This window comes from Streptomyces sp. RGM 3693, from assembly GCF_050471125.1.
GTDB lineage: Bacteria > Actinomycetota > Actinomycetes > Streptomycetales > Streptomycetaceae > Streptomyces.
In genome coordinates this window covers 1377451-1401691 of the sequence record NZ_JBMPPQ010000001.1, presented here as the reverse complement: position 1 = coordinate 1401691, position 24241 = coordinate 1377451, and the positions used below count along the sequence as shown (strand labels likewise).

Sequence of the window (24241 nt, the reverse complement as noted above, 5' to 3'; positions counted from 1 at the left end):
GAGACGATAGCGATGAGCGCACCGATCAAGGGCAACGGCCGCACCCTCACCGTGCTGTCGTGGAACTTCGAACGGAACGGCGGCAACGACGCGGCCAAACGCCGCCGCGCCCACGAGACGTTGGTATCCCTCAACCCGCACCTCGTGCTGCGTCAGGAGATGTGGGGTGCGGACGCGAACGGCAACGCGATCATGTACGAGTTGGAGGACGTGGTCGGCATGCGCGGCTGGCTCGGGCCCCGGTCGTGTACCGCGGTCTTCGCCGACCCGCGGGTCTTCCGCGCGCTGCGAGAGTGGCCGGACACCGGTCCCATGTGGGTGCTGCCACCGACCGCGCTGACCATGCGCTACGCGCCCGCAGGTACCGACGCAACGCCGCTGGTGGTGGCGTCCTATCACCTTAACTACGCCTCGCCCACCAACCGGCTCGCCGAGAGCGAATGGCTCTCAACCTGGGCGGACAAGAAATGGACCGCCCCAGGTGGCGAGAGCGTGAGCATGCCCGCCCTTCTCGGCGGGGACAACAACGCCTACCCGGACCCGGACCTCGACTGCGACCTGGCCTTGCCCGAACTCGCGGAGATCAACGACCGGCCTCACCGGCTGCACCGCTCCTACGTCGGCCCGGACGGATCCCGGCAGATGGACACCCGCCCGGACCAGGCGCTGCGCACCGCCGGCTTGGAGGACGTCGCCCGCTACTGGGCCACGGCGCGCGGAGGCAGCAAGGCGGCGGTCTCCCGCACGGTCAACGCCTGTCAGAGTCACGGCCCTGACTCACGCATCGACAGGATCTACGTCACCACCGACTTGCTGGACGCGGTGACCGGCGTGGACGTCATCGAGGTCCCGCTCGATCTGTCAGACCACCACATCGTCCGCCTTTCGGTGGACGGCGACTGCCTGTCCGACATCCTCCACCGCCGTCCCTAGCCGACCGGCACAAAGCCCCCGAACGGGCCGCCGCCATGACGCCCTGGCCTCTTCCTCCAGCCCCATCGCGAGGTTCGACCGCACCGCGGGTTCCGCCTCGCCGTCAAGCGGCAGGTGGCCAGCCGCTCGGTGGTCGCCCTGCCTCGCACCGAATCACACCGTTACGGAAGGACTCCATGAAGACCTCGTCCGCCCTCCTCCTGCTGCTCGCTGCTGTCGGTGCCGTCCGCATCGTGCAACGGGAGTGGCACCAGCGGCAGCAACACCAGGCGACGGTGAGCGAACTCCACCACAGCCGGCTCACCCACCTGATCTCCAACCCCCACCTCGCACAGGAGTGGGCACCCGAGGGCATGGACCTGGAGGAGTTCGCACAACTCCTGAACGAAAACCAGCAGCTGGTCGCGCTCTCGCTGCGGCACCGACTCGGCCTGCTGCGCGGCAGCAGGCTGCGCTTCGCAGCGGATGCCTTCATGAAGCAGCCAGCCAGCCGCCTCTACTGGAAGCACTTCGGCTCCTTCCGGATGCAGGAGGCAGACGGCGACCGGTACGCCCGACGGTTCACCGCGGTGCTGGAGGACGCCTACGTCGCCCGCCCCGAGACCGACCCCATCGGCGTCTGAACACCACCGGCACTCCACCAATTCACATGCCGCGGAAGCGGACTTCACCGCGCTGCGGAACGACCATCTCGAAAGGACGTCGTGGGCAAGGGCAAGGACACCATCAAGGCAGCGAAGGGCGCTGGTGACCGGGGCAACAACGGCCGTGGCAGTTCCCGGAGGCAGGAAGTAATCGGCGCCCGACACACCAAGCAGACTCACATCTGTGAGGACTACTGCGACAAGCCGTGCCCGCTGAACTCGGACAGTTGACCGCCGTCGGTAGAGGCCACGTCCCCTGACGCCTCACCGAAGGCGTCAGCCACAGGCCGGGTGGGTGAACTGCCCGGCAACCGGGCCTAGAACGAGGATCGGCACCGGAAGGTGAGGAGGGGCTGCGGCCCCGGCCACACCTGTCCCACGCGCACCGCGGTGAAGGGTGGCCACTTCGGATCGATGGCCGAATCTCAGCCACTGTCGGTGAGGGCCTCACAACGGTGTGTCCGAATCAATAGCGTCATCCGCAGCCGGCTTCTGCGCTGTCCGCCGCCTGCCGGCTTTCCAGAAACGCACTACGAAGGATCGTCATGACCGTCGATACTGAGCAGGCCACGACACTACGCAACACCGTGATGGACCAGCTACGGGCGGACGGCGTGCTCGTCACGCCGGAGGTCGAGGCGGCGATGCGGAAGGTCCCGCGTCACGCCTTCGCCCCCGAGGCCCCCCTCGAAAAGGCTTACGAGCCCTACGCGGCCGTCGTCACGAAGACCGATGAGTACGGCGTGCAGATCAGCAGCGTCTCCGCTCCGCAGATTCAGGCCATGATGCTCGAACAGGCCCAACTGCGCTCTGGTATGCGCGTGTTGGAGGTCGGCTCCGGTGGACTGAACGCCGCCTACATGGTCGAGTTGGTCGGCGATGCCGGCGAGGTCACCTCGGTCGACATCGACCCCGAGGTCACCGAGCGGGCCCGGCGGCTACTGGACGAGCAGGGGTACAAGAGCGTCCGGGTCGACACCGCCGATGCCGCCGAGCCGATCCCCGGCCTGGGAGAGGTCGACGTCATCATGGTCACCGCTGGGGCCTGGGACATCCCCTCGGCCTGGCTCGATCAACTCGCTCCCGAAGGCCGGCTGGTAGTTCCCCTGCGGATGCGGGGGCTGACCCGTTCCGTCGCCTTCATCCGCCGCGATGGCCACCTGGAGAGCGAGTCGGCGAAGATCTGCGGCTTCGTGCCGATGCAGGGCGCCGCCGCCCACGAGGTGACGTTGCTCTTGGTCGCGGGCAGCCCGGAGATCGGTCTGCGGTTCGACGACGGTGTCCCGATCGAGCCCAGCCAGCTCGACAACGCGATCACCACGCCGCGGGTCGAGGCGTGGACCGGCGTCACCATCGGGCGCGGGGAACTGATGGACACGCTGCAGATGCACCTGGCCATTGGGCTGCCGGGCTTTTGCATCATGGCGCTCGACAAGGAACTCGACTCCGGCGTCGTCACGCCCACCAACCCTGGCTTCTCCCTCGCCACCGTCGACAAGGACAGCTTCGCGTACGTCGTCTACCGCCGCACCGAGGACGGTGAGGCGTCCGAATTCGGCGTGCACGCGCTGGGGACCCACGCACAGCAGCTCGCCGACGAGGTGGCGGAACAGCTGCGCACCTGGGAATCCAGCCGACGCGGCGGCCCCAGCCCGGTCATCCGGGTCTATCCGGCCGGCACCAGCGATGACCAGGTCCGCGGTGACCGGGTCATCGACAAGGTGCACTGCCGGATCTCGCTCTCCTGGCCCACGCAGTAACCGCAGGGCCAGGGTTTCATGCACCACTCCATCACTGAAGGGGAGGATTCATGAGTCACATCGCGCTGCTCGATCCGACGGAGGTCGACGGTGAGGAGGACTTCGCGCCGCTGGACGTGAAGGTCGTCGTCGCCGCCCACCCGCACGGCAAGCTGCTGTGCGCCACGAACGACGGGTGCGGCAACACCTGCGCCAACGGGGCTTCGGCCTGCACGTCGTTCACGGAGGACCCGGCCTAATCGGCTCCTCGCTGGTGTGCCGGGCTCATCAGCCCGGCACACCAGCACCTGTGGCCATGGCTGCCCATCGTCGAAGGAGCCTGCGTGTCCGCTTTCCCTCCGGTGATCTACGAGTACGACGGTGGCGCCATGCTGCGCGCCACCACACGCCCTGGCGTCGTCGGCCTCCCGCGCGGCGGCCTTGGCGACTCGGCCGTTGCCCGTGCCTGGCTCGGTGGCCTCTGGCAGGACGCCGACGTGCGCGGTGCCGTGCGGGTGGCCTCTCCCGTTTTGTGTCAGGCAGTCGAGAGCATCGTGGGTGGGGCACAGCAACGGCCACGGCAGATCCAGCGGACGGTCCTGTCGGTTGCCTCCTACCTGCTGCGGTGGCAGCACCGCGCCACTCCCTTCGGAATGTTCGCCGGCATAGCCCCCCTCTCGGTAGGTCCGACTGCGCAGGTGCGGTGGCACGGGCCGCCGCGGGCTACGGCTCGTACAGATGCCGCGTGGCTGGCCGAGGTGATCCGCCAACTGCACAGTGACATCGCCGTGGTGGAGCGACTGTCGTTCGTGGCGAACGACACCGCGGTGGTGCGCGGAGATCGGGTCGTGGCCGCGGGCCCGCCCGCTGACGGACGCGCGGTGTTGATGGCGCCCGTGGAGGTGTCCGTTCCGGCGCGGCGCACCGTCCTCGCGGCCTTGGCCGCTGCCGCCGTGCCTGTTTCCTATCGGGAGTTGCGTGAGCAGATGCGCAACCGGTTCCCCAACGCCTCCGCCGGGCAGGTCGATGGTCTGCTCGGTGATCTCATCGCGCAGCACCTGCTGATCTCCAGCCTGTGGGCCCCGATGACCACCGTTGACGCCCTGGCGCACGTCTGCACCGAGCTGAAGCGGATCGGCGCGCACGGCCTTCCTGGCGTTGGCCCGCTGGTGCGTGAGTTGGACGGCATCCACGCCATCCTCAGCGCCGAAGCTCCCTCCAGCAACGTGCTGGTTGACGCGGTCCCGCGGATGCATGCTGTCTGCGATCGGGCCGTTGCTCCGGCCCCTCTCCTCGTCGACATGACGGTGGACGGCCACGTGCAGATCCCCCACTCCGTCGTGTCCGAGGTGCAACGCGCGGTTGCCGCGTTATACCGGGTCACCCCGTATCCCTATGGGCACAAGGCATGGCGCGACTACCACCGCCGTTTCCGCGCCCGCTACGGTGTCGGCGCCGCGGTGCCCGTCTTGGATCTGGTCGGCGATCACGGGCTGGGCCTGCCTGCGACCTACGTCGGCGCGGAGCGCGAGAAGTCGATCTCGTCGTGGACGAACCGCGACGAGAGGCTGTTGGCCCGTCTTCAGCAGGTCCTCATGGACGGGCGCGAGGAGCTGGTGCTCACGGACGCGGATATCGACGAGCTGGCCCGCGTCACCGGCTCCGAGGAGCCCGAGTTCGCCCCCCGGCTGGAAGTGGCCTTCGAACTTCACGCGACCAGCACCCGAGAGCTGGCCCGCGGCAAGTTCGACGTGTGGGTCACTAGCGTGCCGCGGATCACTAACAGCATGGCGGGCCGATTCGCCTACCTCTTACCCGAGGCGGACCGCGATGCCCTCGCGCGCACCTACCGCCCCGCCTCGGAAGCGACGGTGACCGCGCAGCTCAGCTTCACCCCGCGCCGGCACCGCAACGCCAACATTGCCCGCACCGTGCAGCTGCTGCCCGTCGTCCCGCTGGCCGAGCACCGCCCGGACGATGACAAGGAGGTGATCGCCCTCGCGGACCTGACTGTCACTGCCGATGCCCGCCATCTGCACCTGGTGCAGCGCTCCACCGGCCGGCGGGTCGAACTGCACATCCCCCACGTGCTGGAAGCCAGCGTCCAAACGCCCCCGCTGGCGCGGTTCCTCGCCGAGGTCTCCACCGTCCGCTGCGCCGCGTACTGCCCGTTCTCCTTCGGCGCGGCCAGCCGGCTTCCCTACCTGCCGCGAGTGCGGTACCGCCGAACCGTCCTGGCGCCGGCCCGATGGCTCCTGACCGCGACCGATCTTCCCGCCCGCACGACCAAGATGCCGCAATGGGAAGAAGCGCTGGCTGCATGGCGCCGCCGCATGCGCGTGCCGATTCGGATTGCCCTGGTCGAGCTGGAGCAACGTCTGCCCCTGGACCTGACGCACCCCGTCCATCGCCAGCTACTGCGGTCCCGCCTCGACGAGGCCAAACGTCTCGAACTGCGCGAGACCCCTGAACCAGACCGACACGGGTGGATCGGCCGCGCCCACGAGATCCTGCTTCCCCTCCGACGCACCCACCCGCAGCAGAGCCTCCCGCTGCCCTCACCGCAGCATCCGATCGACGTATCCGACTCCCGACTGCCTGGGGCAGGGGTGGTTCTCCGCGCGCACCTTCACAGCCATCCGCAGCGGCACGACGAGATCCTCGATCGCCACCTGCCCGCGCTCCTGGCCCAGTTCGACCAACCGCCACAGTGGTGGTTCCTGCGACACCGTGAAGCCTCCCGCCCCGAAGCCGGCCGTCACCTCGCCCTCGTCCTGCACCTGCCTGAGGGCACGTACGGGTCGGCGGCCAGCGCGGTGCACGCCTGGGCCACTGCCCTGCACCGCAACGGCTTGATCGCCGACCTCGCGTTGACCAGCTACACCCCGCAGACGGGGCGCTACGGACACGGTCCAGCCCTGGACGCCGCGCACGCGGTCTTCGCCGCGGACTCCGCCGCCGCCCTGGCCCAGATCCGCTTCGTCGCCCACGACGACGCGCTTGCCTCGGAAGCGCTCACGGCCGCCAGCCTGTTCAACCTCGCCACCCACCTCGCCCCCACCGCCGACGCCGGCATGAACTGGCTCATCACACATCTCCCGCATGAGCAAGGCGCGTTGGACCGGACCCTGCGCGAACAGACCCTGGCCGCGACTGAACCCGGCGCACTCCAGCCGTTCACGAAGACGGCACACGGCGCGGCAGCGAACGAGGCGTGGGAATCCCGCGCCGCAACCCTGGCTGCCTACCGCCGCGCCCTCGTCGGCCAACGCGACCCCCTCACCGTGCTGCGCTCCCTGCTCCACAACCACCACATCCGCGCCCTGGGCCCCGACCCGAAGACGGAGGCCCTCACCCTCCGGCTGGCGCGCACCGCAGCGCTGAGCTACACCGCCCGGAGAACCACATGACCACCAAGGCCCAAGCCGCACACCTAGCGCACAAATACGCCGCCGCTCTGTCCGACCCGCCCTCAGGTCAGAGTTTCGAAGGGCAGTCGCTGGCCGACGGGGCAGCAGGGATCGCGCTGCTGCACATCGAGCGCGCCCAGGCCCGGACCGGCCCCTGGAAGCTGGCGCACCGCTGGATCAATCACGCAGCCGCCGGCGAACTCGACGCCACCGACAGCGCCGGCCTGTTCCGCGGCGCCCCCGCCCTCGCCTTCGTCCTGCTCAACACCGTGCCCCACGGCCGCTTCCAGGACCTCTACCGCAACGCGTGGGAGAAACTCCACCACCACGTCACCGCCCTGGCCCACCAACGCACCGAAAAGGCGCTCGCCCGGATACGCCGCGGCGAGCTGACCACCTTCGCCGAGTACGACCTCTTCTGCGGCCTGACCGGCATCGGCGCCTACCTCCTACGCGCAGACCCGACCAGCAGCGCACTGGAGCAGGTCCTGCACTACCTCGTCGCCCTCACCCACCCTGTGACCGTCGACGACCACCGGCTGCCCGGCTGGTGGGTCGCACACGACCCCAACCGCAACACCAGCGCGAAGTTCGCCAAGGGGCACGGCAACCTCGGGGTGGCGCACGGCATCACCGGTCCCCTGCTGCTCCTCGCCCAAGCCCTCCGTCGCGGCGTCAGCGTCGACGGCCAGCACGAGGCCATCCACACCATCTGCTCCCACCTCGACGACTGGCGGCGGGACGCAGAACCCAGCCCCTGGTGGCCACTGCACCTCACCCTGACCGAGTTCACGTCGCGCCAGATACAGCAGCATGGCCCCGGCCGCCCGAGCTGGTGCTACGGCACCCCCGGCATCGCACGCGCCGGACAACTCGCCGGCATCGCCCTGGGCGACCGCGGGCTCCAGCACATGTACGAAGCCGCGCTCTACCTGTCCCTTACCGATCCGGAGCAACTCGCCCTCGTTCGCGACGCCTCGCTCTGCCACGGCTGGGCCGGCATATACCAGACCACGGCCCGCGCCGCCCACGACAGCCCTACCCCCATCTGCGCACGCTGCTGCCCCTCTTGGGCGAAACCCTGACCACGCACATCCGAGCAACGGCCGACCAGAACGCGGGACTGCTGACCGGCACCTCCGGAAGTGCCCTGGCTTTGTCCTCGCTGACCGCTGGCGCGCCAACCACACAGACGGGATGGGACGCATGCCTGCTGATCGACTGACCGCCATCGACCGGGCCGTCCTAGACGTCTTGGCCGGGCATCCCTTGGACGAGACCGCCCGACAGGCCCACATGCATTCAGCGCACCTAGCGGACGCCGTCGAGCTGTTCCAGCAGGCTGGACACGATGCCCTCGCGCACCAGGCCAGCCACCTCGGCTGGCAGCAGATCTTCATCGAGTTCCAGGACTGGGCCGCCGCCGAATCCATCGCAGCCGCCCATCTCGAACCTGCCTTGAGCCAGGCACAATCAAGCGGCGGCATCACCGGCTGGTGGTTCATCCGCAAGCACCCCTGCTGGCGCCTACGCCTCGACGCGCTCCCCGGCTCCACCACCGTGACCGACGTCAGCGCGGTCCTCGACCAACTGCGGGAGCACAACCACGTGAAGCGCTGGTGGCCCGGCATCTACGAACCCGAGACCGCAGCCTTCGGCGGCACCCTCGGCATCGACACCGCCCACGACCTCTTCTTCGCCGACAGCCGCGAAATTCTCCGCCTGCCAGCTCGCCTCAACGTCGCCCTCGGCCGCCGTGAACTCTCTGTCCTGCTGTGCTCCGCCATGATGCGCGGCGCCGGCCTGGAATGGTACGAAACCGGCGACGTCTGGGACCGTCTCATCAGCGAAGAGGGCCGTTCCACAGCCGAGCAAATCCCCGAACAGCGACGCCTGCAACTGGTCCAACAGCTCCGCACCCTGCTCCAGGCCAGCACCGCCCCCAAGGGCCCCAACCTCGCCGACAACGGCCCTCTCGGCCCGGTCACCACGTGGGTAACGGCCTTCCGCGACACAGGCGCCACGCTCGGCGCCGCAGCACACGCCGGACGACTCGATCGCGGTCTGCGGCAGGTCCTCGCCCTCCACGTCATCTTCCACTGGAACCGCCTCGGTTTCTCCCACCGAACCCAGAGCGCCTTGGCATGGTCCGCCCGCCAGGCAGTATTCGCCCCGCTCTAACAAATCAGGTGCGCCTCGCGTCCCCGTGCCTTGAAACGGGGACGTCCTTACGGCAACCCCACCAGCGACACGGCGGGGGGATGATGCCGGCTTCAGCTCTCCTCTTGTTCGGTAGAAGATCATCACCCACGCGTTGGCCACGGCGCAGATGTCGCACAAGGCCGTGGCCCAGCTCTCCTACCACGAGTCGCAAGCGCACGTCCGCGTCCGCGTCCGTCCGATCTTGGGGGTCATCAACACTGTCACCTCCACCGGTCAGGTGCGGCTGCTTGCCGGGCTCCAGACGCTGGCCACCGGCGAGACCGCCTATACGGAAGGCAACATCGTGCGTCGCTAGGGGCCGCCAGGCGTCGCTCTACCGTTGGACTGACCGCCGCGTTGCCGCCTACGGATTTCCGTACAAAAGTTCATACATGGATGCATACTCCATAGAACCGGATATAGGCGGCCTCGCCGAGCGTCTCGGGCAACCGTCGGAAGCGGACTTCCGTCGACCGCCGGTGCAGGTTTGCGAGTGCGGCTACACCACGCCCGTCGACGAGCGCAGAGCCTTGACCCGCGAGGTGCTGAGCGCCGCAGTCGGGCGGATCGGCCCACCGACGCTCTACGGGGGCGCCGAAGCGGGTCCTGTGATTCGATGGCGCGATGCCGAGCGGACGGTCTTGCTGGACTGTGGGGCCAGGGGGCTGCAGCTGTCGGTGTGGCACACAGAGGAGCTGGAGGCGTTCGAGCAGTCACGCTTCGAGGTCGACCTGATCGATCCGGCGGAGTACTTCAGCAGGCTCCCCTACCTGTGGCAGCTACACAGGGAGGCTGCAGGGAGTCCTCCGCTGCATTTCCCTGCCGCGCCCTTCGCGCAGGACTGGTCGTGGCTCGAAGGGTCGTTGGCGGCGCTACTGCGAGGCTGGCAGGAGCAATTGCCGGCGCAACTGGACCGCGACACAGCCGGGTTCAATATCGTCCCAGCCCACGCCTGGCAACTGCCCTTCAGTGCGCTGTCGGTGCTGTGCTCGGAGTTGGAGGGCGTGCTGCTCTTGGTGGACGACCGCCCGACGGGCGGTGGAACGCCCGGTGAGGTCATGCGGTCTCGGGGGTGGCAGACCGAGATCAGGGGCTGGTGGTTGAGCGATTTCGATGATCTCGATGCCGCGAGCACTGCGGCCCGCATGGCGATCGAGGAGATTCGTCGCCGGGAAGTGCCTTCGCCGGCAGCGCTGGCCGTGTCGGACGTGAGGTGTGAAGGTGGCGGCCTGCTGGTGCTTCCGGGGCTGACTCTTCGAGGGAGGCGGGATCCCGGCGCCTATCTCGCGTAGCGCATGGCGCCGGCGACGCTCAGGCGGCAGTCCCTAAGTGGTCGGCTCCGGAAGTCCTTCGGGGGTTGACGGCCCGTCAGTTCGGTGCAGGAGCCGAGAGTTAAGGTCGGCACACCGACGACAGCGGCACCACCGTCGCGGTCGGCACCTACCGCGACGGCAAGAGCGTCTCCCTCCACGGCGCGAACCACCTGCGGCAGGTCGCCGACGCCCATGTGACCTCGCTACCGGCCAAGCGTTGAACCCTTCATGACGACCCTGACGGTGTGGCCGGTGCCGCTCGTCTCCCCCAAGAGCGCGAGGCCCGCGCGGCGGCGTTCGGACGACGCCCCTATCTTCGACGCGCTCGCCGAACGCTGGGCCGCCGCCGGGCGCCTCGTGCCCGGCACCGACGATCACGAGTGGACCATGCTCGTCGAACAGGCCCCGTGGCCCAGCCGATGAGAGCAACGCTGCACAACGGCCGTCACCCCGTTGCCCGCATCGCGCTGCACCGGCTGTCCGGCAGCCCCCCTGCCAGCCACTTCGGCGGAGCTGTTCAGCCAGGGGGTGGTTCACTTCCCGGGCGGTGGCGCAACCCGCCGGCGTGGATGGCCCTTGCGTGGTGACGGCCCGGGTGCGGGGCGGCCGTGCGTCGGATCGCGATCAGGGCGGCGTCGTCTTCGAGGCGTCCTCCGGCGTGGGTGAGAAGATCACGCCGGATGTGGTGCAGGAGCGTTCCGGGGCTATGGTCGGTCCATTGGGCGGCCCGTTCAGCGAACGGGTAGAAGCTGCCGCTGGTGTCACGGGCTTCGATGACGCCGTCGGTGTAGAGCAGCAGGGTGTCACCGGGCTCGAAGGAGAACACATCCAGGGTGTAGTCCACCGGTCCGCTCCCTCCGACGCCCAGCGGGGGTGCGGGGTGCACCAGAACCGTGACCGCATCGCCCGGCCGAAGCAGCAGCGGCGGAGGGTGGCCGCAGCTGGTCAGCCGGGTGATGGGATCCTCGTCCGGGATTTCCAGCAACAGCGCGGTGGCGAAGCGTTCCCCGGCCTCCTCCTCCGGCTCGAAGTCCGCCAGGTATCGGCTCACGCTCTGCTCCAGACCAGCGGCCAGCGCCGGCAGCGTGGTGTGCTGGTGAGCGGCCTCACGGAAGGCGCCGAGCAGCAGGGCTGCCTCGCCGATGGCAGACAGACCCTTGCCCCGCACGTCACCGATCATCACGCGGGCACCGTGCTCGGTGCGGGTGGCCGCGTACAGATCGCCGCCGATCTGGGCCTCGTCCTCAGCGGCCAGGTACAGACAGGCGATCTGCAGCGGGCCGAGCTGCTCCGGCAGCGGCCACAGCAGCACGTGCTGCGCGGCCTCGGCGACCGAACGCACCTGGGCCAGCTCTTTGCGGCGCCGCTCGCGCACCACGCAGAAGCACACGGTCAGGAACGACAGCACTGCCAGGGCGAGGATCTGCACCATCACGTTCCGGGTGAACAGCGCGCCAATGTGCCAGCCGATGTACGCCTGGGCCGCCACCGCCAGGCCCCCGATCACCCCCGTCACGCGGGGTCCGGCGAACGACGCAGTGATCGCGGGTGCGATGACCAGCAGCGGACCGAGATGCACATCGGCCGGAACCAACAGGTCCACCACCGTGATCGCCACGATGAGCACGAACGGCATCAGCAGCAGCGCATGACTGGACTGCCATGGCTGCCGGAGACCGGCGAAACGCTGCCGGGCGGCCACCTCTCCACCCTGCACCCTTCCGGCCGCGGCTGACGAGCGTGCCCCTCAGCCGCCGGTCGGACTTCTGCTCACCCGGCCGGCTTCGCCCTGCACCAGCGACTACCGGTGGTGGGGCGGGTGTGGCGGCGTGGGATGGTTGCGATGCCCGGCGTCGGCTCTGGCCACACCAGCAGCACTGTGAAGCGGCTGGCGGGGCTACGGCTGCGGGGCCGAAGTGGGCGCGGTCGCCGTCGCGAGCGAGGACGAGCAGGTCGGCGCCGTCGGCGGTGGCCACGACTTCGCGCTCGGCACGGCCGGAGCGTTCGCTGCGGGTGCACGGGCGCCCAAGCCGTGCCGCCGCGTCTGCCAGGAGCTGTTCGGCGGAGGCGGCAGCCAGGTGTTCCACCGCTGTACCGGGGTCGCGTTCGGGGCGTGCGCGGCCGAGAAGTCCAGCGTAGGCGCCATGGGCTGCGCCGGGGGCCTCGGGACCGGTGACATGCAGCAGCACGATCTCCGCGCTCTCGGGTGCCCAGGTGCGGGCGGCGTCCACGCGTCCTTTCTAAGGCTGGGTGTGTGCGGAGGCTAGCTGGGCGAAGAAGGAACGCAGTGGTCCGCGGCGTCGTCGTCTGCGTAGTTCGATCTTGCATTTTCCATGTAGCACCGCTGCTTAAGCTGACCGGACGGCCGGTGATTAAAATTGGTTCTCATGTCGAAGCCTGACGAACTGCTTGTTGACGTCGCCGCCCTGGTGGAGTCCGGGCACAGCAATCAGATGTCTCTGACCGTGGTCGCCGGTGGTGCTGTCATCACGGGCCGGCTGGCTCCCGAAGCCGTCTGGAGGCAGCGGGTGTCGGAGGTTCTGGCGGACTCGGCCCGCCTGAGCGATTTCTCCGCCGTGTTCACCGCTGCGACGCGCGAGGAGGGGCCGCCCACGCATCTGCATTTCCATGTGGCGCGGATTCTGCAGGGCTCGGTGGGGATCCCGGAGACGGGCGGGATGTACCGCGTGGCGATCGAGGACGTCAGTGCCTGGACCATGGGCGATTTCAGCTACTCCGACCACTGACCCACTGTCGCGCCGAGGAACCCTCGGTACGCGGTGAGGGTCCGACCGGCGCATTCCGGTCGGGCCCGCACCGCTGCTCTGATGGCGGCTTGCGCCTGCCCGTCGGTCAGAGGGCCGCAGAGGCGCCGAGCATCGCGGAAGCCTGGTGGAACGGGTTGAGAACGCGCGTGGGCGCGGCGGCTTGGGGAAGGTGGCGGCAGGTGAAGCCGAGCTGGGTCATGGCCCGGAGGACTTCGGCGGCGCTGAAATCGCGGCGGTCCTGGCGTGTGACGACCTGGCCGACCTGCTTGACGGGGTAGGTGCGACGGCCGACGATCACGGATGCCCCGAAGACTTCCTCAGGTTTGACGCCCTTCATCGATTCCAGGACGCCGCTCTTGGTGAGGTCGAATGGGAAACGGGCGATGACACAGCGCATGGTGCCTCACAGGGAGAAGAACGAAGGGGGATGTTCTGCGGCGGTTGAGGCGGTTCAGCGGGCAAGGGCGAGGACGCCCAAGGCGCTGCCGTGTTCGTCGACCACAGGCAGGGCATCGAGCTGGCGGTAGCGCATGGCCTGCTCGGCTTCGGCCATGGTGGTCACGGGAGAGGTGAACGGCCCTCGATCGCCGAGGATGTCCCGCAGCTGGACCCGGTCCGTGTACGCGGAGCTGTCACGGGCTGCGGTGAGCTGGGCCTGGGTGACCAGTCCGGTGCACAGGTCGCTGTCGTCGCAGAGGAGCAGGTGTCCGGTGCGGGCACTGGCCATGACGGACAGGGCCACCTCGACGGTCATGTCGTCACAGACTTGGGGTCCGGTGGTGTCCATGGCATCGGCCACCGTCCTGTGCACGGGGGTGGCACTCGTCGAGCGGGGCTGCATCTGAACCAGCGTCAAAAGGTGCCTCCTGCATGAGTGGGTCAGCTTTCTGATCACGAAGTCTTTAGGCCGCCGCGTCGAAGGAGGACCGTCGCACGGTCGCGCGCCGGGCAGCCGAGGCTGGGCTGCGTCGGCCGCGTGAGGACGTGCTGCGCTTACGCCGCTCGGTCACCGGCGCGGTAATCGTCACGGGGATGCCGGAGGGGGCTTGGGCGCCGGTGATTCGGCTGAGTGCCTCCTCACCTGAGCGGACCTGGGTGGTCTGGGGCACGATGCCGGCAGCAGTCATGAGGCGGGTCATGTCGCGGCGCTGGTTGGGGGTGACCAGGGTGACGACGCTGCCGGACTCCCCGGCGCGCGCGGTACGGCCGCCGCGGTGCAGGTAGTCCTTGTGGTCGGTCGGCGGGTCGACGTTGACGACGAGGTCGAGGTCGTCGACGTGGATGCCTCGTGCCGCGACGTTCGTGGCCACGAGCACGGTGACGTGCCCGGTCTTGAACTGGGCCAGGGTGCGGGTGCGCTGCGGCTGCGACTTCCCGCCGTGTAGGGCGGCGGCCCGGACACCGCTGTTCAGCAGGTCCTGCGTCAGCCGGTCGACGGCGTGCTTGGTGTCCAAGAACATGATCACCCGGCCCTCGCGCGCCGCGATCTGCGTCGTCATCCGGTGCTTGTCAGCGCCGTGGACGTGTAGCACGTGGTGCTCCATCGTGGTGACCGCACCTGCGGACGAGTCGACGGAGTGGACAACCGGGTCGGTGAGGTAGCGGCGAACCAGGCGGTCGACGTTGCGGTCGAGGGTGGCGGAGAACAGCATCCGCTGGCCCTCGGGGCGGACCTGGTCCAGGAGCGCGGTGACCTGGGGCATGAAGCCCATGTCGGCCATCTGATCGGCCTCGTCCAGGACGGTGATCGCGACCTGGTTCAGTCGGCAGTCACCGCGGTCGATGAGGTCCTTGAGCCGGCCCGGCGTGGCGACGACGACCTCGGCGCCACCGCGCAGCACATTGGCCTGCCTGCCGATCGGCATTCCGCCGACGACGGTGGCCAGGCGCAGCTTCACCGAGCGGGCGTAGGGGGTGAGTGCGTCGGTCACCTGCTGGGCCAGCTCACGCGTCGGCACGAGGATCAGGGCCAGCGGCTGGCGGGGCTCAGCGCACTGTCCGGCGGTGCGGGCCAGCAGGGCCAGGCCGAAGGCGAGGGTCTTGCCGGAGCCGGTGCGCCCGCGTCCCAGGGCGTCGCGGCCCGCGAGGGTGTTGGGCAGGGTCGCGCCCTGGATCGGGAACGGGACGCTCACGCCTTGCGCGGTCAGCGTGGCCAGCAGTTGCTTGGGCATGTCGAGGTCGGCGAACGCCTCGACCGCGGGCAGCGCGGGAGTGATCGTCTCCGGCAGGGCGAACTCGCCCTGGACCGCTGCGGGCCGCCGGCCGCGGCCGCCCGAGCGGCTCGGGGCGGGCGGGCCGAAGCGGCCGCCCCGCCTCGAACCGGAGCTGGAGCCGAAAGCGGGGCCGTCGGTCCGGCGGGGGCGGGAGGAGCGGCCGTTCTTACGTGTGGGGTTCATTGAGAACCTTCCTTGATGCGGCACGTATCAAGGAATTCCCGCAGCGGAAGAGCAGCGCGGGGAATCGCAAGAACGGGCCGAATAGAATGCGAAAACGAATCTGGCTTGCAGCGAATCCGGGTGCGCGGTGCAGGCGATGAAATATGTGACGTCGTGTGGACGTGAAGTCCCGGACGTCGACCGGTGCAGCTCCGAAGAGGCGCGCATCCTCGGGGAAGGACTGCGGGCGGTGTTGTCCCACAGGAGACACCACTGCGGGAAATGCCCGCAGCTGGGGCCCTACCCCGAGGGATGCGGGCCCCAGCTACAAAGTGCGCGTCAGCGTCAGGCGAGAACGATGTTCTCGGCCGTCGGGCCCTTCTGGCCCGGCGCGACGTCGAAGGTGACCTTCTGGCCTTCGAGCAGCTCACGGCAGCCCTGGGCGGCGATGTTCGAGAAGTGGGCGAACACGTCCGGGCCGCCACCATCCTGCTCGATGAAGCCAAAACCCTTGGCTGCGTTGAACCACTTCACGATGCCTGACGCCACGTCATATCTCCTTTAGGGCAGTACGCCGGTATCCGCGATGCGCGGATACCGGGTCGCCGCGATGATGCCCCGTCCGGAAAATGACCGGCAATACGAAAACGCTTCCAGTGGCTGAAAAATACCGGCGAAGGCGCTTGAAGTTTTGGGAACCACAACTGCAACTGGGATCGACAGTAGCATGAGGTAGCGGCCCACGTACGGTAAATAATTCCGCTCTGTTAGTTGCAGTAAAAACACTCCCCGCACGGCGCGTTAAACCCTCACCTCGCAGTCATAGATATTGACCCACCCGGAGCGCAGCGTTTCAGGAAGAGGGCACAACGATTCCGGTGGCACCGCCCTGCCCGGCGTCGGCCCCATCGGCCCGTACGCCGGTCTCGACACAGATCAGGGCCGCGCAGCTGTTGCTGCGCGGCCCTGATCACGTGCCGCCCAAGATCCGGCCACCGTCTCCTGAAGGCCGGCGCCCGCTGTTGGGTGAACAGTCGGACAGCAGGACCTGCCCGGGGCAGCCGTACGTTCTGAGCGCGGGCGGGAAGGTCAGGCGGGGCTGATGTTCTCGGCCTGGGGGCCCTTCTGGCCCTGGGTGACGTCGAACGTCACGGCCTGGCCTTCCTGGAGCTCACGGAAGCCCGAGGAGTTGATCGCGGAGTAGTGGGCGAACACGTCCGGGCCGCCGCCGTCCTGGGCGATGAAGCCGAAGCCCTTCTCCGCGTTGAACCACTTCACAGTTCCCGTAGCCATGTCTCATGCCTTCCAGCCGATGTACGCCTCCCGCAACGTGCGGAAGGCGGAGGTGATCGCCCTGGTTCCTGCGGCACTACACAGCAGAACGCCCACGCCGAAGGCGTGGGCGAAGGGGAACTTCCGAACCATGACAGCTGACGCAGACGCTACACGTCCGCACATCCTGTCACCATAGGGAACGACCCATGCGTCACCCCGACATGTGTGTGCGGGGATCCGCCGCTACCCGGCGGGCGCACTGCCTCAGGCCGCGGGCGGACCGGACGATCCGGCGGCGCGGCGGTATTCGGCGTTGATGCGTTGGGCTTCTTCGAGCTGGTCTTCGAGGATGACGATGCGGCAGGCGGCCTCGATGGGGGTGCCTTGGTCGACGAGCTCGCGCGCGCGGGCGGCGATGCGCAGTTGGTAGCGGGAATAGCGGCGGTGGCCGCCCGCGGAGCGCAGCGGGGTGATGAGGCGGGCTTCGCCGATGACACGGAGGAAGCCCTGGGTGGTGCCGAGCATCTCGGCGGCCCGGCCCATGGTGTAGGCGGGGTAATCATCGTCATCGAGACGTCCGAACGAGTCGTCTGCTGTCATTGCACCTCTCTGTGGAACGCGTGGAGGGGCCCTGGTGCCATGTGGCACCAGGGCCCCGAAGGAACTGCTACACCATCTGCCGACCTTGATGCTGCGTCGGCCTTCTGTTTCCGCAGACCCGACCGAGATGCTGTCGGGGGTGCGGGGATCGCGGTTGCTTGACCGGAGACCACCTCATTATCGATGTCCTGCGGTACCCGGGCTCCAGACTTCCGCCCGGGCGATCCTGATGGCGCTCAACTCCTCCGTTCTTTCCCTCTGGATGAACTACTTACCAAGCGGGAACTGCGTACTGCTGGTGGCCTCGAACAGCGCCACTCTTCGGCAGCCAGCCCCGTCGCCCGTCCTGCATCTGCTCTGGCTTAGAACCCCACTGCCGAACCTCCCGGCACGCGCGCCCGCAGCCGACGCCTTTACCGAGGAACCACTGATACCGCACTGCTGGTACTTCGAACTGCACTTACTGAACTGCTATTGCGGTACTGCTCACGGCGGCCCCTGATCACTGCGGGCCACCCGGTCCGATCGTCAGTCCCGTCGCCGTCCTGCAACAACCTTGGCTTCGAAACTCCACCACCGCACCGTCCTGCGAACTGCCTGTACTGCTGCCCGGCAGTTCGTCTCTGCCGGGCCTTGCTTGATCTCGGCTACGAGAGAAACCATAGCCACACCACCGTCCAATGTCTACTCCAGCCAACATAGATTTCCGTGCGCCAGCCAGGGAGATAGCCGACCTCGACCGGAGAAGAGGCACGCGGCGGCCCCACTCCAGCCGGGGGCACCCGCTCCGAGCAGCGCCGATAAGCAGCCTCGACGCCGCGAACACCGCAGCTTCCCCATCTGACTGCGTGGATGATCGGCCAGAAACGATCCACAGCCGGGGCTTCGTGCGGTTACCTAACCTCGCGCTTTCATGAGCGTGCTCGTCCATGCCTTGATCAAATAAGCGGAGAGTGCTCCTGACCTGCAACGATGGGACTTGTCTAGGGTCCTGTTGGCTGCACGGAAAGAAGCACTCTCCAGGTGAGCAAGCGTATCGGGTTGTACCCGCGTGTCCGTGTCGAGGGCGGTGGCAGCGGGGCGGTCTCGCAGGCCGGGGCGGTGCTGCTGGTCGAGACGGTCGGCAAGGTGGGCCTGGACACCGCGATATCGGTGGCATTGGCACCGTGGCGCAAGCCGCGGGCAGTGCACGACCCGGGCAAGGTTCTGCTGGATGTCGCGCTCGGAGTCGCTCTGGGCGGGGACTGCCTCGCCGATGTCGCCATGCTGCGGGCCGAGCCCGACGTGTTCGGCCCGGTGGCGTCCGACCCCACGGTCTCACGACTCATCGACGCCCTCGCCGCAGCCGGACCGAAGGCGCTCACCGCGATCCGGTCGGCGCGGGCCGAAGTACGGTCGCGGGTCTGGGAACTGGCCGGGGCGAACGGTCCGGCCGCCGACGCTCACGTGATCGTGGACATCGACGGCGTGCTGGTCCTTGCGCACTCCGAGAAGCAGGACGCCACCGCGACCTGGAAGAAGACCTTCGGCCATCATCCGCTCGTCGCGTTCGTCGACCACGGCCAAGCCGGTTCCGGAGAGCCGGTGGCCGCGCTGCTGCGGCCCGGCAACGCAGGCTCCAACACCGCGAGCGATCACATCACCACCACCCAACTCGCCCTGGCCCAACTCCCCAAACACCTGCGGCGGGGCCGGCAGACACTGATCCGCACGGACTCTGCCGGCGGCACCCACGCCTTCCTCGACTGGCTCTCCCGCCGGGGCCGGTGGCTGTCGTATTCCGTCGGCATGACCATCACCGACGCCATCCACCAGGCCGTCCTGAAGATCCCGAAGAAGGCGTGGACACCGGCTTACGACGCGGGCGGCACAGAGCGGCCCGGCGCCTGGGTCGCGGAGATCACCGACATGCCCGACCTGAGCACGTGGCCCAAGGGGATGCGGCTGATCGTCCGCAAGGAACGGTCGCACCCCGGCGCCCAGTTGCGCTTCACCGACGTCGACGGACTGCGACTGACCTGCTTCGCGACCAACACCCAAGGCGGCCAGCTCGCCGACCTTGAACTGCGCCACCGCAGGCGGGCCCGCTGCGAGGACCGCATCCGAAACGCCCGCGACACCGGCCTGCGCAACCTGCCCCTGCATGACACGGCACAGAACCGGATCTGGCTGGAGATCGTCTCCCTCGCACTCGACCTCCTCGCCTGGATGCCGATGCTCGCCCTGACCGCAGAAACGCGCCGCTGGGAACCCAAGAAGCTCCGCCTGCGACTGTTCTCCGCCGCCGCCCAGCTGGTCACCACCGGCCGCCGCCGCTGGCTCCGCTTCACCACGCGATGGCCCTGGACCGACGAAGTCACCCGGGCAATCGACCGGCTCAATGCCTTGCCGAGCCCCGGCTGACCAGCCACACCGACCGCCCCAACGATCCGCACCACCACACCGGGAAAGTGGAACCCGGCGCCCATCCGACGCGACAACCGGGCCCTCAACGTGCCCCAGCCCCGAAAAGACCGCACCTCGCAAACACAGAGTCCCCGTCAGCACACCGACGAGGACTCATGAACGATCGAGGCTAACGCGCCGCAGGCCGGGGCGCAAGCACTGGGCAGACAGGACCGGGCATTGACGACCCAGAGACCAGGGTGACCTGATGGACACGATGAGCGTCAACGTCGCAACCGTCCGCTCCGCGACATCCGTCGCCGACGCACGCGAGAGCGCCCAGATTTCCTCGAAGGTCTCGCACAGCCGACGATCGCAGCCGAGGCTGCCGACACCGCGGTCCTGGTCTCCTCGGAGCTCGTCACCAACGCCCTCCGTCACGGCGGCGGCACCTGCACCCTGGACCTGACCGCGCACCCGGGCAGCACCGAGGTGGCCGTGCATGACGGCAGTCCGCAGGCGTCGGGCGCAGAGTAGTGGAGTAGTTGTCAGTGAGGCGCAGAGTTGTGTCAGCGACTACAGGCTCAGTGCCGCAGGTACCCCGCACTGCTGATTCCACCACCGAGCAAACCGTGCGTTCTGCCACTCAAGCGCCCGTTCCACCTGCGGCACCGTTAGCCCAGTCGCTTCAGCCAGCCGGTCGACCCTGAGCGCATCGTGGTTCTCATCGAGCACCCGGGCGATCTTGCCCACCCACAACTCCTCGTCGACGAATGGCCGGCGGTCATACCGCTCCCGCAGCACCGTCAGGTGCTCCTTCGAGCACGCGGTGACGAACCGTCGCCCGTCAAAGCCCAGGTCATAGACATAGACCGCCGACGAATCCGGCACCTCCCCCCGCACCTGACGGCCGTCCTCAATCACCCGCCGACACACGTCACACCACACGTCACCCGCTGTCATCCCACCTGCTTACCCCCAGCAGTCCACCAGCTACCCATCGATCAAAAACGTGGGATCTTCTGCTGGCACAGCGTCAGGTGAAGGACAGCCGTGGTCGGGGCGTCAGGCGGCGGGCGAAGCTGAGCGAGCTGGTGAAGATGTCCGCTATTCGGTCCTCGGGCAGTCCCGCCCAGCCGTGGTCGGCCCCTGTATCACCTGCAGTGCGACGTCCGCGCCGACGCTTTTCAGGGCGCCGGTGAGGTCTTGGCTGTGCGTACGGCAGACCATGGTGTCGTCTTCGCCGTGGATGAGAAGAAACGGCGGCGCGCCGGGATGGACGCGTGTGAGCGGGCTGGCCGCCAGGGCGAGTTCAGGAAGTGTGGCCGGGGCGCCGCCGAGCAGCAGGGCCTGCGGGGTGGCCGGGGTGGCCGGGTCCTGCGGGGTGAAGTCGCCGCGCGGGGTGGTCAGGTCGCTGGGCCCGTACCAGATGACGGCACCGGCCAGGTGTGGCGTGGTGTGGGTGAGGGCGAGAAGGGTGGCGAGGTGTCCGCCGGCGGATTCGCCCCACACCATGGTCCGCCCGGTGTCGATTCGCAGTTCCGCCGAGCGGAGCGTGAGCCAGCGCAGCGCGGAGGTCGTTGAGCGGGGCGGGGAAGGTCGCCTCACCGCTGAGGCGGTAGTCGGCGCAGGCGACGGCGAAGCCCGCCGCCGCTATGCCGGCCAGCGGCCCTGGGGGCCACTGCCGCAGCCTGAAGCCCATGTCGTCGCATCGCCCCGCGGCGCCAAGAGCCGCCGTGCACGAACAGCACCAACGGGGACGGCTGGGAGGAAGTGGTCGCGGGCAGCTACACGTCCAGCTCCAAGGGGCGGCTGCCGTCGTGGGCGGCGTAGGGGAGGCCGCGCAGCAGCCGTACGCCGGGCTCGCAGGGCGCGGGGGAGGCAGTGGGGCGATGTCGGGGTGCGGGGCGGCGATCAACTCCGGCAAGGACGGACCGGCTATCACCTGGTCCTCCACTGGTGGTCGGGGAGGAAGCACACGTCGTACTGCTGAGGGACAGTGGCGAACTTCTCGGGGGCAGGGACGAGGGGCTCGTGTGGCAGGCCGAGTTGTTCGGCGGGGGCGCCGAGGTTTTCGAAGAACCGCTCGAAGGTGCCGCCGGGGCCGGCGGCGACGCCGACGACCTGGCTGTGGTGGCGCTCCATGCGGTAGGCGTGCGGGCAGTTCTTGGGTACGAAGCCGAAGTCGCCGGGGGTGAGGAGTTTTTCCTGCTGGTTGCCGTCGGTGTCCTCGACGAACAGGCGGACGGCGCCGGCGGTGATGTAGAAGACCTCGTAGGTGTCGGGGTGCAGGTGGGCCGGGATGAGGTTGCCCTTGGGTCCTTCGACGGTGAAGAAGTTGAAGGCGTTCTCGGTCTGCTCGCCTCCCGCATAGATGGTGATCAAGTCGCCGAAGAGGTGGGCGCGGTCGCCCTCGCCTTTTTCGATGAAGTAGGGCTGGCCCGGCTCGGTGGGGATGTGTGAGGCCCGCCGGTAGGCAGTGGCGTACTCGATCGTCATGGTTGCTCCTGTCCCGAACGTCGAATGTCAGGTAGCCTGACATAAGCGTTTGTCGGAGGGCAAGCCATAGGTCCCACCCACCCGCTGTGAGGAACACATGCACGTCACCGGCCGCAGCCTTCCCCAGTTGCTCACCGAGGCCCGGCGCTGGTTCGAAGACGCCCTGCTGGCGACCCTCAAAGAGACCGGCGCAACGCCCATCTCGCCGACCCAGGTCCAGCTCTTCGCCGTGCTCGACGAGCAGGGCACCACGGTGTCGGAGCTGGCCCGGCGGATGGGGGTCGCCCGGCAGACCGCGCACCAGGCCGTGCACGGCCTGGTGGCCGCCGGGCTGCTGGAACAGGTGCCCGACCCCACCTCCGGCCGCCAGCGGCTGATCCGACGCACTGCACAGGGGGAACGCACCCACCACCAGGCCAGCGCCCTCCTCGAACGGCTGGAAGAGGAGCTCGCCGGGCGGATCGGCCAGCAGGCGGTTGATGCGCTGCGGGCCGCCTTGGAGACCTCATGGGGTGCGCCGCCTGTCCTGTAGTCGTCTAGCTAGCTAGTCGTCCCGTGTTTTCGACAGGGTGTTTCGGAGCCACTCGGGCAGCGAGATCGGGAGCCGCTGTTTGGACACCGGGATTGAGAGCCACGTCTCCTGACCGGGTGTGACATGCCGCCGTTGGCGTAATCGGCTCGTTGGGCCGGTTGGCCGCGTCAGGCTGTGCGGATTGACGGTCGTATCAGGAGCCCGTGTGTACCGATCACGTGAGTGGGTCTTCGAGCGGATCTGCCAAGGGCGGGTGCGGCTGTGACGGCAGGAGAGTCGCAGCCCGACAAGGGGATGGTGGACCGATCGGAAGGGTTCGGTGAGCGGCTGCTGGGGGTGCTGCTGGACCGGGCGCACGAGATGCCGCCGATGCTCATCGCCCCGCTGATTGCGGAAGAGGTGGGCAGGGTCGGGGGGCGCGAGGTCTCGATCCTCCTGCAGGACTACGGCCAGGAGCTGCTGGTCCCGCTGCCAGGCAGGCGGCTGACCGTCGGCGAGCCCGAGCCGATCGGTGATTCCCACGCTGGCAGGGCCTTCCTGCGCACGATCCCCGTCGAAGTGCCGCAGGCCGACGGCGTGCGGATGTACCTACCGCTGCTGGACGGCAAACGACCAGGTGGGGGTCATGGCGCTCACTTTGCAGACGGTGGATGACGACGACCGGCGGCTGCTGCGCAGGCTGGCCGGTCTGGTTGCCGACATTCTGGTCACCAAGCACAGCTACACCGACCAGTTCTTCCCGGCCCGGCGCCGCGAACCGATGAGCGTCGCCGCGGAGATCCAGTGGTCCTTGCTGCCGCCGCTGGCGATGTCCGTCCCGCAGGTCGCGGTGGCCGGAATTCTCGAACCCGCCTACGGCGTCGCCGGCGACAGCTTCGACTACGCGCTCAACGACGACATCCTGCATGTGGCCATGATCGACGCGATGGGCCACAGTCTGGACACGGCCGCGATGGCGACTGTGGCCATTGGCTCCTACCGGCACGCCCGACGCGCCGGTATCGGCTTGTCCGAGATCTATGCGTTCATGGACCGGGCCATCGCCGGGCAGTTCGGGCCGGAGCACTTCGTCACCGCGCAGATGATGCGCCTGAACGTCGGAACAGGCCACCTGCAATGGGTGAATGCGGGCCATCCCGCACCGCTACTGATCCGCGACCACCAGGTCGTCCAGCAACTGCACAGCCCCACCACCTTGCCGGTCGGCTTCGGCGGTGACGAGCCTCAGCTCAGCGAGCAGACGCTCCGGGTCGGCGACCGGGTGCTGTGCTTCACTGATGGCCTGATCGAGGAGCATGAAGCAGGCGGGGAGCAGTTCGGTGAGGAGCAACTCATCACCTGGGTCAACCGCATCGAGCACGCCGAGGAAGGAGTGCGGGCCGTAGTGCGCTCCCTCTCTCACGCCCTGAAGCAGGAGCGGGGCGGGATCACCAGCGACGACGCGACCCTCTTCCTGATCGAGTGGCGCGGGGGCGCCGCCGACCACCTTGCCACCCTGGAATGAGCCGATACCGCCCGACTGGTGGTGCGGCGTTGGCGGTGAGATCTGGCATGTCACGCGAGAAA

24 protein-coding genes and 3 pseudogenes are annotated in these 24241 nt (G+C 68.4%); 15 read left to right on the top strand and 12 right to left on the bottom strand.

Going from position 1 to position 24241, the window contains the following annotated elements; all coding sequences use genetic code 11:
- Nucleotides 1-12: 12 nt before the first annotated feature.
- The 10 genes from ACO0M4_RS05870 (at nt 13) to ACO0M4_RS05825 (ending at nt 10664) form a co-directional block, all read left to right on the top strand.
- Complete coding sequence (locus ACO0M4_RS05870; protein WP_430368563.1) at nt 13-933, top strand: endonuclease/exonuclease/phosphatase family protein; 921 nt, start codon at nt 13-15, stop codon at nt 931-933.
- Nucleotides 934-1109: 176 nt separating this feature from the next.
- Nucleotides 1110-1556, top strand: coding sequence for a DUF6082 family protein (locus tag ACO0M4_RS05865; RefSeq protein ID WP_430368562.1), 447 nt, complete (start codon nt 1110-1112; stop codon nt 1554-1556).
- Nucleotides 1557-2122: 566 nt separating this feature from the next.
- Complete coding sequence (gene fxlM / locus ACO0M4_RS05860) at nt 2123-3337, top strand: methyltransferase, FxLD system (protein ID WP_430368560.1); 1215 nt, start codon at nt 2123-2125, stop codon at nt 3335-3337.
- A gap of 50 nt (nt 3338-3387) precedes the next feature.
- Entirely contained in the window at nt 3388-3576 is a 189-nt protein-coding gene (locus ACO0M4_RS05855) for an FxLD family lanthipeptide (RefSeq protein ID WP_430368559.1), read from the top strand.
- An 84-nt stretch (nt 3577-3660) separates the two neighbouring features.
- A complete protein-coding gene (locus tag ACO0M4_RS05850; protein WP_430368558.1) occupies nt 3661-6726 on the top strand; it encodes a lantibiotic dehydratase in 3066 nt (1021 codons plus the stop codon).
- Complete coding sequence (locus ACO0M4_RS05845) at nt 6723-7811, top strand: lanthionine synthetase C family protein (RefSeq protein WP_430368556.1); 1089 nt, start codon at nt 6723-6725, stop codon at nt 7809-7811. Before ACO0M4_RS05850 ends, ACO0M4_RS05845 begins: the two co-directional genes overlap by 4 nt.
- Before the next feature lie 121 nt (nt 7812-7932).
- Entirely contained in the window at nt 7933-8907 is a 975-nt protein-coding gene (locus tag ACO0M4_RS05840; protein ID WP_430368554.1) for a thiopeptide-type bacteriocin biosynthesis protein, read from the top strand.
- Nucleotides 8908-9055: 148 nt separating this feature from the next.
- Nucleotides 9056-9244, top strand: coding sequence for a hypothetical protein (locus tag ACO0M4_RS05835; protein ID WP_430368553.1), 189 nt, complete (start codon nt 9056-9058; stop codon nt 9242-9244).
- Nucleotides 9245-9320: 76 nt separating this feature from the next.
- Nucleotides 9321-10220, top strand: coding sequence for a hypothetical protein (locus tag ACO0M4_RS05830; protein WP_430368552.1), 900 nt, complete (start codon nt 9321-9323; stop codon nt 10218-10220).
- A 249-nt stretch (nt 10221-10469) separates the two neighbouring features.
- A complete protein-coding gene (locus ACO0M4_RS05825; RefSeq protein ID WP_430368551.1) occupies nt 10470-10664 on the top strand; it encodes a hypothetical protein in 195 nt (64 codons plus the stop codon).
- Between the two features lie 94 nt (nt 10665-10758).
- Here ACO0M4_RS05825 and ACO0M4_RS05820 read toward each other — a convergent pair whose 3' ends face one another.
- The gene (locus ACO0M4_RS05820; RefSeq protein ID WP_430371265.1) at nt 10759-11877 is read right to left on the bottom strand and encodes a PP2C family protein-serine/threonine phosphatase; all 1119 of its coding nucleotides are present in this window, start codon (nt 11875-11877) and stop codon (nt 10759-10761) included.
- A gap of 165 nt (nt 11878-12042) precedes the next feature.
- A pseudogene (locus ACO0M4_RS05815) lies at nt 12043-12472 on the bottom strand (universal stress protein).
- 156 nt (nt 12473-12628) lie between these two features.
- On the opposite strand from ACO0M4_RS05815, the gene ACO0M4_RS05810 reads away from it, so the two are divergent.
- Nucleotides 12629-12988: a hypothetical protein gene (locus tag ACO0M4_RS05810; protein ID WP_430368549.1), complete on the top strand. Its 360-nt coding sequence runs from the start codon at nt 12629-12631 to the stop codon at nt 12986-12988.
- A 106-nt stretch (nt 12989-13094) separates the two neighbouring features.
- On the opposite strand, the gene ACO0M4_RS05805 is transcribed toward ACO0M4_RS05810, so the two are convergent.
- The 7 genes from ACO0M4_RS05805 to ACO0M4_RS05775 form a co-directional block, all read right to left on the bottom strand.
- Nucleotides 13095-13406, bottom strand: coding sequence for an SCO5918 family protein (locus tag ACO0M4_RS05805; protein WP_430368547.1), 312 nt, complete (start codon nt 13404-13406; stop codon nt 13095-13097).
- 54 nt (nt 13407-13460) lie between these two features.
- Nucleotides 13461-13865: a CBS domain-containing protein gene (locus ACO0M4_RS05800; RefSeq protein WP_430368546.1), complete on the bottom strand. Its 405-nt coding sequence runs from the start codon at nt 13863-13865 to the stop codon at nt 13461-13463.
- A 46-nt stretch (nt 13866-13911) separates the two neighbouring features.
- Nucleotides 13912-15405, bottom strand: coding sequence for a DEAD/DEAH box helicase (locus ACO0M4_RS05795; RefSeq protein WP_430368545.1), 1494 nt, complete (start codon nt 15403-15405; stop codon nt 13912-13914).
- A gap of 324 nt (nt 15406-15729) precedes the next feature.
- Nucleotides 15730-15933, bottom strand: a complete 204-nt coding sequence (locus ACO0M4_RS05790; RefSeq protein WP_430368544.1) for a cold-shock protein — start codon at nt 15931-15933, stop codon at nt 15730-15732.
- 540 nt (nt 15934-16473) lie between these two features.
- Nucleotides 16474-16677, bottom strand: coding sequence for a cold-shock protein (locus tag ACO0M4_RS05785; protein WP_105974444.1), 204 nt, complete (start codon nt 16675-16677; stop codon nt 16474-16476).
- A gap of 3 nt (nt 16678-16680) precedes the next feature.
- Complete coding sequence (locus tag ACO0M4_RS05780; RefSeq protein WP_430368542.1) at nt 16681-16809, bottom strand: hypothetical protein; 129 nt, start codon at nt 16807-16809, stop codon at nt 16681-16683.
- Between the two features lie 114 nt (nt 16810-16923).
- Complete coding sequence (locus tag ACO0M4_RS05775; RefSeq protein ID WP_430368541.1) at nt 16924-17259, bottom strand: MerR family transcriptional regulator; 336 nt, start codon at nt 17257-17259, stop codon at nt 16924-16926.
- 1023 nt (nt 17260-18282) lie between these two features.
- Here ACO0M4_RS05775 and ACO0M4_RS05770 point away from each other — a divergent pair.
- Nucleotides 18283-19662, top strand: coding sequence for an IS1380 family transposase (locus ACO0M4_RS05770; protein ID WP_430368540.1), 1380 nt, complete (start codon nt 18283-18285; stop codon nt 19660-19662).
- Nucleotides 19663-19912: 250 nt separating this feature from the next.
- Nucleotides 19913-20166 (top strand): annotated as a pseudogene (locus tag ACO0M4_RS05765) (ATP-binding protein); the annotation flags it as partial.
- 54 nt (nt 20167-20220) lie between these two features.
- Here ACO0M4_RS05765 and ACO0M4_RS05760 read toward each other — a convergent pair.
- The 3 genes from ACO0M4_RS05760 to ACO0M4_RS05750 all read right to left on the bottom strand — a co-directional run bounded on the left by ACO0M4_RS05760 (nt 20221) and on the right by ACO0M4_RS05750 (nt 22143).
- Nucleotides 20221-20607, bottom strand: coding sequence for a hypothetical protein (locus ACO0M4_RS05760; RefSeq protein WP_430368539.1), 387 nt, complete (start codon nt 20605-20607; stop codon nt 20221-20223).
- Nucleotides 20608-20751: 144 nt separating this feature from the next.
- Nucleotides 20752-21252: an alpha/beta hydrolase fold domain-containing protein gene (locus ACO0M4_RS05755; RefSeq protein WP_430368537.1), complete on the bottom strand. Its 501-nt coding sequence runs from the start codon at nt 21250-21252 to the stop codon at nt 20752-20754.
- Nucleotides 21253-21585: 333 nt separating this feature from the next.
- Nucleotides 21586-22143, bottom strand: coding sequence for a quercetin 2,3-dioxygenase (locus tag ACO0M4_RS05750; RefSeq protein ID WP_430368536.1), 558 nt, complete (start codon nt 22141-22143; stop codon nt 21586-21588).
- A 97-nt stretch (nt 22144-22240) separates the two neighbouring features.
- On the opposite strand from ACO0M4_RS05750, the gene ACO0M4_RS05745 reads away from it, so the two are divergent.
- The gene (locus ACO0M4_RS05745) at nt 22241-22675 is read left to right on the top strand and encodes a MarR family winged helix-turn-helix transcriptional regulator (protein WP_430368535.1); all 435 of its coding nucleotides are present in this window, start codon (nt 22241-22243) and stop codon (nt 22673-22675) included.
- 294 nt (nt 22676-22969) lie between these two features.
- A pseudogene (locus ACO0M4_RS05740) lies at nt 22970-24179 on the top strand (PP2C family protein-serine/threonine phosphatase).
- Nucleotides 24180-24241 lie beyond the last annotated feature (62 nt).

Bases quoted from the DNA above. Each gene is read 5' to 3' on its own strand.
- ACO0M4_RS05840 (WP_430368554.1), top strand. From the start codon at position 7,933: ATGCCTGCTGATCGACTGACCGCCATCGACCGGGCCGTCCTAGACGTC.
- ACO0M4_RS05855 (WP_430368559.1), top strand. From the start codon at position 3,388: ATGAGTCACATCGCGCTGCTCGATCCGACGGAGGTCGACGGTGAGGAG.
- ACO0M4_RS05780 (WP_430368542.1), bottom strand. From the start codon at position 16,809: ATGGTTCGGAAGTTCCCCTTCGCCCACGCCTTCGGCGTGGGCGTTCTG.
- ACO0M4_RS05785 (WP_105974444.1), bottom strand. From the start codon at position 16,677: ATGGCTACGGGAACTGTGAAGTGGTTCAACGCGGAGAAGGGCTTCGGC.
- ACO0M4_RS05745 (WP_430368535.1), top strand. From the start codon at position 22,241: ATGCACGTCACCGGCCGCAGCCTTCCCCAGTTGCTCACCGAGGCCCGG.
- ACO0M4_RS05750 (WP_430368536.1), bottom strand. From the start codon at position 22,143: ATGACGATCGAGTACGCCACTGCCTACCGGCGGGCCTCACACATCCCC.
- ACO0M4_RS05845 (WP_430368556.1), top strand. From the start codon at position 6,723: ATGACCACCAAGGCCCAAGCCGCACACCTAGCGCACAAATACGCCGCC.
- ACO0M4_RS05775 (WP_430368541.1), bottom strand. From the start codon at position 17,259: ATGACAGCAGACGACTCGTTCGGACGTCTCGATGACGATGATTACCCC.
- ACO0M4_RS05865 (WP_430368562.1), top strand. From the start codon at position 1,110: ATGAAGACCTCGTCCGCCCTCCTCCTGCTGCTCGCTGCTGTCGGTGCC.
- ACO0M4_RS05760 (WP_430368539.1), bottom strand. From the start codon at position 20,607: ATGACAGCGGGTGACGTGTGGTGTGACGTGTGTCGGCGGGTGATTGAG.
- ACO0M4_RS05820 (WP_430371265.1), bottom strand. From the start codon at position 11,877: ATGCCGTTCGTGCTCATCGTGGCGATCACGGTGGTGGACCTGTTGGTT.
- ACO0M4_RS05830 (WP_430368552.1), top strand. From the start codon at position 9,321: ATGGATGCATACTCCATAGAACCGGATATAGGCGGCCTCGCCGAGCGT.
- ACO0M4_RS05835 (WP_430368553.1), top strand. From the start codon at position 9,056: ATGTCGCACAAGGCCGTGGCCCAGCTCTCCTACCACGAGTCGCAAGCG.
- ACO0M4_RS05825 (WP_430368551.1), top strand. From the start codon at position 10,470: ATGACGACCCTGACGGTGTGGCCGGTGCCGCTCGTCTCCCCCAAGAGC.
- ACO0M4_RS05795 (WP_430368545.1), bottom strand. From the start codon at position 15,405: ATGAACCCCACACGTAAGAACGGCCGCTCCTCCCGCCCCCGCCGGACC.
- ACO0M4_RS05805 (WP_430368547.1), bottom strand. From the start codon at position 13,406: ATGCGCTGTGTCATCGCCCGTTTCCCATTCGACCTCACCAAGAGCGGC.
- ACO0M4_RS05810 (WP_430368549.1), top strand. From the start codon at position 12,629: ATGTCGAAGCCTGACGAACTGCTTGTTGACGTCGCCGCCCTGGTGGAG.
- fxlM (WP_430368560.1), top strand. From the start codon at position 2,123: ATGACCGTCGATACTGAGCAGGCCACGACACTACGCAACACCGTGATG.
- ACO0M4_RS05870 (WP_430368563.1), top strand. From the start codon at position 13: ATGAGCGCACCGATCAAGGGCAACGGCCGCACCCTCACCGTGCTGTCG.